5 protein-coding genes are annotated in these 8,949 nt (G+C 55.0%); all 5 read left to right on the top strand.

Annotated features, from left to right (window positions below; all coding sequences use genetic code 11):
• Positions 1 to 268 precede the first annotated feature (268 nt).
• The 5 genes from HV796_RS38655 to HV796_RS38635 all read left to right on the top strand — a co-directional run bounded on the left by HV796_RS38655 (position 269) and on the right by HV796_RS38635 (position 8,821).
• Positions 269 to 1,675 (top strand): TolC family outer membrane protein, encoded by a 1,407-nt coding sequence (locus HV796_RS38655; RefSeq protein ID WP_175233069.1) that lies wholly within the window; start codon positions 269 to 271, stop codon positions 1,673 to 1,675.
• Positions 1,676 to 1,956: 281 nt separating this feature from the next.
• Complete coding sequence (locus tag HV796_RS38650; protein ID WP_175233068.1) at positions 1,957 to 2,592, top strand: VC0807 family protein; 636 nt, start codon at positions 1,957 to 1,959, stop codon at positions 2,590 to 2,592.
• Positions 2,593 to 3,213: 621 nt separating this feature from the next.
• Positions 3,214 to 4,395, top strand: coding sequence for an NHLP bacteriocin system secretion protein (locus HV796_RS38645; RefSeq protein ID WP_175233067.1), 1,182 nt, complete (start codon positions 3,214 to 3,216; stop codon positions 4,393 to 4,395).
• Positions 4,396 to 4,416: 21 nt separating this feature from the next.
• Entirely contained in the window at positions 4,417 to 6,573 is a 2,157-nt protein-coding gene (locus HV796_RS38640) for an ATP-binding cassette domain-containing protein (RefSeq protein WP_175233066.1), read from the top strand.
• 64 nt (positions 6,574 to 6,637) lie between these two features.
• Positions 6,638 to 8,821, top strand: a complete 2,184-nt coding sequence (locus tag HV796_RS38635; RefSeq protein WP_217478159.1) for an ATP-binding cassette domain-containing protein — start codon at positions 6,638 to 6,640, stop codon at positions 8,819 to 8,821.
• Positions 8,822 to 8,949: the final 128 nt, after the last annotated feature.

Here is an 8,949-nt window from a genome sequence, read left to right as displayed (position 1 = left end):
CCTCGTCCAACGGCTTCTTTGCCATGGCGCGTATCTCCATTCAATCCGTTAGAGATATAACGCGCCAGCATCGAATCGGTTGTCATGTTTTATGGGAAACTCAATAGGTGGATTCAGCGGTTCCGCGCGTATGGTATCTCACGCGTTGCGGTTCTCTTAGCGGGAACACAGCCGTCTACGTTGACTCGCAATGATCAATCTTCAATCATCCCGGGAATGCCGCAGAGGTTATCGGAGAGCCTACGCCAGCGGAGTCGTCGCGAACGCCATGTTCAACTCGGAGATTTGGCCTCATCGTGTCTGCCGTCAAGTGCCCACTGCCGCACTTGTTCTGGCCTTACTAACGCCGTTGGCGCGGGCCGAGGATCTTATTCAGATTTACCAGTTCGCGCGCCAGGCTGATCCCACGCTTGCGGCATCCGATGCAACCCGAAAAGCGACCCACGAGAATGTGGACATGGCGCGCTCTGCCTTGCTGCCGCAAGTCAATGCCAACTACACCTACGGCCGCCAGTTCATCAGTGCGCAAACTACCGCCCTCACTCAGGATTACCAAGGAAACTATATCACTCCGTCCAGCACCTATACTGAAGGCAAAAGTAGCGCTCCTGGAATTTCGATGGATGTTATGTTGTTCAGTTGGGCGAATATAATGCGATTGCGTAGCGCAAAAGCATCGGCCGATGGCGCTGACTACGTATTCGACGGTGATTCGCAAGACCTTATTGTGCGTACGGCAGAGGCTTACTTTGATGTGCTGAGCACAAAGGAGCAGCTAAATTTCGCGAAGGCCAATCAGAAATTCCTTGGGCAACAACTGAACGAAATCAAGGCGCTATACCAGGCCGGCGAGCGCATAATCACTGATGTGAACCAGACACAGGCGCAGTACGATACTTCGGTTGCGCAGGTCGTTGCGGCGCAAAATGAAGTCGATAGTGCGCGCGAACGCCTTATTCAGATTATCGGCAGAGAATTCGGCACGCTCAAGACGTTGCGAGAGCAGGTGCCACTCAACAAGCCCGACCCGGCCGACGAGCAGGCTTGGGTCGAACTTAGCTATAAACAGAACCCGCAACTTGCTGCGTCAAAGAAGACGGTTGAGGCCGCCGATTACAGCGTAGGCACTGCGCGCGCCGGACATCTTCCGACGCTTTCCGGCTCCTTCCAGCGCACCATTACTAAAGCGTGGGGCACAGAGACTGGCCAGATCATTGCGCCGGGGTTCAACTATTCCACTACGAGGACTGGTAGTACCACGATCGGTCTGACGCTGAGCATTCCGCTTTTTTCAGGGGGTTACGCGTCCGCGCAGACGCGTCAAGCCATCTTTCAGCGTGATGCCGCCCAGGATCAACTTGAGGGGACTCGCCGTCGCGTCGCCGCCGGAACGCGAAATGCCTACCGTGCTGTGATTTCTGGCATTAAGCAAATCGAGGCAACACGTGCGGCTCTGGTGTCTGCGCAGAGTGCAGTGGACGCGGCGCAAGCCAGCTACAAGGCTGGTAGCAAGACCCTCCTTGACATGCTTACCAGCCAAACCAATTTGCTTAACGCGCAGGTCAGTTACTCACAGGCGCGCCACCAGTTCGTGCTCGATAGCCTAGTTCTCAGGCAGATGGTCGGGGCCATCACTCCGGCGGACCTGGAGACGATCAACGCACTTTTGCAGTGAAGGAGCTTTACTGCTGTAAGCGGACACGCTTGCTTTTGACGAGATTGCGCGGGTAAGAGTGGAATCTCAGAATTTAGGAAAAAGTGTCCATTGGTATCTGAAAAAATTTAGTTAAAACGTTTTCTTGAACGATATATATGTCAAGTCGGCGTAATTCTTGAAATATGAACAAGGAATACGTATAAAAGTCGCTATACCTCGCGCGAGCTCGTCCGAAGCGTTTTGAAGTCCGGAAGTGCTTGATGAAAAGAATGTATTTACACTGAACTAGCGGGACATCGATGAAAAGAAGAATCTTTATCGAATTGTTGATCTATCTTGGCCTGCCGCTGCTTAGTTGGAATCTGTTGCGCGGTCACATGAGCGACTACGGACTGATTCTGGTCGGCCTGGTTCCGGGGCTGCTTTACACCATTGCCACGGTCGTCTTAAAAAAGGAGTGGAGCGTCTCCGGAGTGTTCTTTCTGGTCGTTATCGTATTGAACCTCTTGGTTGACCTCGCGTCTTCAAATGCGAATCAAGCATTGTGGAATCCAGTGTGGCTAAGTTGCACAGTGCTTACCTTTTACATGCTTACAATGCTGCTGAAACGCCCCCTTGGGATGTTCTTTTTTATAGACTACGCGCATGGAATGGGTGTCCCTCGCGAGCGCGCAAGGATGCTTTACCGTCATCCTCGAAACATCCACCACTTCTATAAGTTTACCGTGTTACTGATGTTGCATGAAATAGCGAGCATCGCTATCAGGTCGGTATTGCTCAATCGGTACGGCGTGAATGGCTACAATCAGATTCAGGTTAGCACGTCAGTCGTCAACTATGTATTCACGGGCTTTACCATTATCTACGTCATTTATATACAGCAGCACATTGATCGAACCGTACTTCCGTCGCAGCCCGCACCGATTGGCGAATAGCAATCGAAGTAGAGGCAAATTGGCACGGAAATAATTTACGGCAGACGATATTTTATTTGTAATAGAAAATTTATTTTATGTGATTTGTAAAAAGTTAGTATTTATGACAAAGCATTAACTGGTGGTAATTTATATGGAGGCGATTATGGCGAACTATTTCCCCAACCTCAAAATTCCGAAAATCCCCGCTCCCCCTTTTTCGGATCCGCCGACGCCATCGGTTCGTCAAGAGGCGATGGTCCCGCCGGTGCCACCGTTTCCCCCGGAGGCACCGGTTCCACCCCAGGCGCCGGTTGCTCCTGAGGTACCGCTTGCTCCTGAGGCGTTGGCTGTGCCGAGGTTACCGGTGATGCCGGCGGTAATGGCGCCAACGCTACCAGGTGCGCCCGAGGCCGCAATTCCGCCAGAATCACTGGTCCCGCCAGATGCGCCGATTCCGCCTGAGTCACTGGCTCCGCCAGATGCACCGATTCCGCCGGCGCCGCTTGTTCAGCCGGAGTCACTGGTTCGGCCTGAGCCACTGGTTCCACCGAAGCGTCGTTAACATCGCGGGGCGAGCTCGTGGTTCGTTCTTCTCCTATGCCTCCCGCCGTAGAGGGTGCAACCGGCGCTGAGGCCTTGATGGTACGCAGCCCGCTTTACCGTTCGGCTTTGGCAGCGTTCGTGCTGCTTGGCATGGGTACTGTGATCTGGGGGCTATTCGGCTCGATTCCGAGGCGCATTCAGGGCTTTGGTGAGGTCGTCTCCACTGAAGGCTTGCATAGCATCACTTCGCCAGCCACGGGGCAAGTCGCAAGCATTGTTGCTTACTATGGCAAGTCGGTCCGAAAGGGTGACGTGCTGCTGCGCTTGAAGCAACCTGATATCGCCGGCCAGATCGATTCGCTAAAGACGCAGATAAAGACCGTGTCGGCGGAGCTCGACATCCTGCGTACGGGCGACAAACAGAATTCGACAGTGCGCGACCGGTTGCGCTCGCTCGATTACACGCGCCTGGAGGCCCAGCTCGCAGGAGCTAACTCACAAATCGAGTTCTTAGATAATCAGCTTCTCAAGCAGCGGCAACTACTGGCTCAAGGGTACGTTCTCCGGTCCACAGTGAACGATACCGCGCAGGCGCTCTCTACTGCAAAAGTAGAGCGAGACCAGATCCGGACTAGCATTCGGCAGCAAAGTCTCGACCAACTTCAATGGCAGATGCAGACCGACATGACCGAGAAGGTCAAGGCCAACCAGCTCTTAAACCTGCAGGAGCAGTTGGCTGTTCTCAATGATCAGTACGCGCGCAGCACAGTTATTCGCGCTGACCGATCAGGCCGTGTCATCGCGGTGAACATCGCGGACAACGTTGTCGCGCAACGAGGCCAATCCTTGATCGTGCTCGAAGAGGATGGCGCCAGCGCCCCCTACCAGTTTGTTCTATATGTTCCATATACCGCTGATGATCGCATCGCTCCTGGCATGCGTGTGGACGTCGGACTGCTCACGGTCGATCACAATTTATATGGGTGGTTAGTTGGCAAGGTGGTCAATGTTGACGACTTCGTCTCGACCGCCGATCAACTGCGTAACAATCTTCAGAACGACTTGCTGATCGGCAAGATCACAGCGACCGGCCCGGTGTACCGCGTCGAAATCGAGTTGCAGCGCGATAGCAGCACTACGAGCGGTTATGCCTGGACTAGCCGAAAAGGTCCCCCATACCGTATCGACGTTGGAAGCCTTGGCAATGCTTACGTGCATGTCCAGGACAAAGCGCCGGTCGACTACCTCATCCCGACTTTCAAGAAACTTGTCGATTAGACCCGGGTGATCAAAGTGTCAATGTCGACCTCCATTCCAGTTATCGTGCAGGCACGGCCAGGAGAATCCGCTGCCGTGTGCCTAGCCATGTTGCTGGCGCAGTTTGGATCCCATCCCAAGCTCGTCGATGTCAAGCTTGCCTGCGGCTTTCGGGTCGACGAGCTCGAGGTGCGCAGCTTCCTTGCCGTGGCTGAGCGTTTTGGCTTGAGTGCGAATCCTTTGACCCTACGACCTGAGCAGCTCGCGCGCGAGTCTTTGCCAATGCTGATCCAGGACAAGGGAGGGCGCTACCAGTTGCTGATCAAAGGTGGTGCGAGTGGCTTCACTCTGCACGATCCGGAGCACGGCCGTGTAACAAAAACGTTGCAGGCGCTCACCGATGACTGGAATGGCCTCGCGCTGCGTCTCTCGCCAAATGCCAGTTTCAACCCGATTAAGCCGGTGACGTCGCGATCCGGCGAATTGCTGCGTCGGCTGCGCAGAGAAAAGGCCGGGCTGACCTACGTGATCTGTGCCGGTGTGGTGACACTGATCCCCATCATCGTGTCGCCCATGTTGAATGAGCTGTTCTTCGACGACATCCTTACGCACACGCAGACCAACTGGTTCTACCCGATGCTGTCGTTCATGGCCGCATCGTTGGTGCTCGGCTCGATCCTAATCTTCTTGCAGCAGCGTGTGCTTCTACAGACGGAAATCAGGATGGCGATCAGTGAGTCAGTTACCTTTGTCGACCATCTGCTCAAGGTTCCGTACAACTTTCTATTGAACAACCCGGCCGGCGACACAATCAAACGCATCGTGCTCAATGATGCAGTCGCCACGCTGCTTACACGCACCGTGTCGGTCGTTGTTCTGGCGCTGCTCAATGTCGGCTTATGTGCCTTGGTGATGATCAAGTACAACGAGGTTCTGACGACGGTTGGCGTGACGGTCATTGTCGTAAACTTCGTAGTACTACGCTACGTATCGGCACGCCGAACGGCGATGAACCAGGCGCTCTACAAGAAGCAGCAGCGTGCTTTCAGCGCCTCTAGCGATTTGATTCAGAATATCGAGACGGTCAAGGCGCAAGGCTGGGAGAACACCGCTTTCATAACATGGTCGGGCTACCTCGTCTCGGCGATCAACGAGAACCAACGTCTGGGGTTCACATCACGCATCCTTACCGTGATGCCGGATTTCCTGACGCAATTGAATTCGGTATTAATCGTGCTCGTCGGAGGCGCGTTGATCATGAAGGGCGAGATCTCCATCGGCGTTTTCACGGCCATGCAGAGCCTGCTAGCCAGCTTCTCGAGGCCGGTGAAGCAGTGCGTCGACGGAGGAAAGGGCTTCCAGGAAAACGTTGCCAACATCAACAATCTGATCGAGGTGCGCGAACTTCCCATAGACCCCCTGTGCGCACAGGGAGGACGCGAAAGCATCGACCAGGTCACGCCCCTGAATGCGAGACTGGCTGGTGCAATCGAGGTGCGCGATCTGAGCTTCAGTTACAACAAGTTTGCTGAGCCCCTGATTCGCGATTTCTCCATCAGCATCTCGCCAGGCACCCGCATCGCTCTTGTCGGGCGCTCGGGCTGCGGTAAATCCACGCTGCTCAAAGTGCTCGCCGGGTTGATGCCTCCCGATGCTGGCGAAATCCTCTACGACGGCAAGCCAATAGATACCATCAACACGGACGTATTTCGCGCCAACGTGGCGATGGTAGACCAGAGCATTTTTCTGTTCACTGGCACGGTAGCCGACAACATCGCGATGTGGAACCGCTCCATTGATCAGGAAGACATTGTGCGCGCTGCCCGCGACGCGACCATTCATGACACGATTTGCGAGAAACCCGGAGGTTACGAGTCGAAAGTCGAGAATGGCGGCAGCAATTTCAGCGGTGGTCAGTGCCAGCGCATTGAGATCGCGCGCGGCCTGTTGATGCGCCCGTCGGTGATCTTCCTTGACGAAGCCACTTCGGCGCTCGATTCACATACCGAGCAGCAAGTGACGGAGAACCTGAAGGGTTACGGCTGTACTACGCTTACCGTTGCGCACCGTCTTTCGACGATCCGCGACTACGACGAGATTCTAGTGCTCGACCAGGGCAAGGTAGTTCAGCGTGGCAGCCACGAGGAGCTCATGGGTGAGAAGGCTGGGCTCTACTACCATCTGGCAGTAGAGGCTTGAGATGGCGAACGAAAGGCGAACTGAGGCACCCTCCGCTAAGCCCGACGTTGCCACGCTGCGTCGCGTGAAGAAGTCGTTCGGTTTTCGAAAAATGTCGCGGGATCACGCACATTCGCTGCTCAACGCAGAGGTCCGCCTTGGTCGGCAACCGATCGAAGTGGCTACGCCGCTTGACCCCAAGTCCTCCGACGAAATTCTGCTGGAGACGTGTCGCCTGATCGGCCAACGAGAGGGAATTTTATTCAAGGCGCCGTTCGCCAACGCCAATCAGGCCGCGACCCCCCTTGATCGCATCTTGCGCGCCTCGAACGTGCGCGCGCAGGCCGTCGTATTGCCGCAGGGGTGGTGGAAGAGCGATAACGGAAATTTCCTTGCCCAGCGTGCCGCTGACGCCGCACCTTTGGCGCTGATATTTAGACGCGGTAAATATCAGGAATATGATTTGCGCAGCGGCCGCCGCCGGATAGTTAGCGCCGCGAATGTGCATGAAATCGGCGCACAGGCGCACAGTTTTTTCACGCCGCTGCCAAAGGGCACGGTGCGGCCGCTCGCACTGCTGCGCTATGCGCTCGCGTTTACCTGGCGCGATGTAATCTTTTTTTTCGTCCTCGGGCTCACCGGTGCTTTGCTGCAACTCGTGATTCCTTGGGCATCGGGCGAGATATTCGACAAGATTGTTCCCGGGGATAGCTACCGTGATCTGTGGACAATAGGCACGTTGTTGCTCACGCTCGTTTGCGTGCTAGGTGTCATCGAGCTCGCGCGCTCGATCGCGGTACTGCGCTTCGAGGGGCGCGCCAGTTACAAACTTCAGGGCGCAGTGCTCGATCGGCTTCTCACGATCAAGACACAGTTTTTTTCTGAATACGATCCAGGAAACCTTGCCGAGCGCGCGCTCGGCATCGAAAAGATCCGCACCGTTCTCTCTGCCAACGTGATGAGTGCACTGGTATCTCTCCAGTTCTCGCTACTCAATTTCGCGTTGATGCTGTACTACGATGTTTGGCTGGCCGTCCTCGCGCTAGCGCTGGGAACCGTGGTAGCGGCGTTCACGCTGACGATCAGCATCCTCGCTTACAAGTACGTTGCCGGCTACATGCGCATGGAAGCGGTTATATCAGGGTTCCTGATGATGATGATGCGTGGCATTCAGAAGATCCGAATGACCGGCGCTAGCGACAAGGTATTCGATATCTGGGCGGAACGCTTCGCGCAGCAAAAGCATCACTACATAGGCAAACAGCGCCTCTTGATCGCGGCGGAAATTTTCACCTTCGCCTTTCCGATTTTTGCGTCGATCTGTATTTATCTGCGTGTCTACCATTTGATGACGGCGCCGGTCCGGACCTTCCAGTTTGGCGACTTCGTCGGCTTCAATTCCGCATATCTCACGTTTCAAGGAGCACTAATCAATGCGTTTATGGTGACGGTGCCGTTAATTAGCCTGAAGCCAGCCTACGACATGATGCTCCCTATTTTCAAGGCCAACACCGAGGACTACGAGGGCAAACGCGACATCGGTGAGTTAAACGGAGACATCGAGATCACCGGCGTCAATTTCCGCTACAAAAATGCACCGGATCTCACTTTACGCAATGTGAACGTTAAGGTTAGCGCGGGTGAATTCGTCGCACTGGTCGGTGGATCAGGCTCGGGGAAGAGCTCTTTATTTCGCCTATTGCTCGGCTTTGAACAGTGCGAGTCGGGTGCAATCCTTTTTGACGATGTCGACATGCAGACCATAGATCTGCGTACGCTTCGCGACCAAATGGGCGTGGTCCTGCAGGATGGTCGCATCCTCGAGGGTACGGTGCTGTCCAATATTATCGGTGGTACTACGCGCAGCGAGGCGGATGCCTGGGAAGCAGCGCGCCTCGCCGGCTGCGAGCGCCACATCAAGGGACTGGACAATGGCATGCATACGCACCTTAGCGCCAATAGCAGCATGCTCTCGGGCGGCCAGAAGCAACTTATCCTGATCGCGCGGGCGCTGGTCAAGAGGCCAAAAGTGTTGCTGCTCGACGAGGCTACGAGCGCGGTGGACAACGTGACGCAGACCGTCATTAGCGAACATATCAACAGCATGAAGATCACTCGCATCGTGATCGCGCACCGACTTAGCACGATCAAGGCCGCGGACCGTGTGATCGTGATGGATCGCGGCAGCGTAGTTGAACAGGGAACCTATAACGAATTGATTGAAAAACGGGGGAGTTTCTATGATCTGGCGAAAACGCAGATCGAGTGAGAGCGTACGCTTATCACCGTCTATTGACCTTTCCATAAATCATGACGTCACCACAAGGTTGCCTGAATCCAGCACGCGGCGATGATCGAAGGTCGGTGCTGAGCGCTTTTGAGCTTGTTGCGAGCGAC

The sequence above is a fragment of the Paraburkholderia humisilvae genome, from assembly GCF_902859855.1.
In the GTDB taxonomy this organism is placed as follows: domain Bacteria; phylum Pseudomonadota; class Gammaproteobacteria; order Burkholderiales; family Burkholderiaceae; genus Paraburkholderia; species Paraburkholderia humisilvae.
Note: the sequence above shows the minus strand (reverse complement) of the source record. Positions and strands in the feature narration are given on the sequence as shown.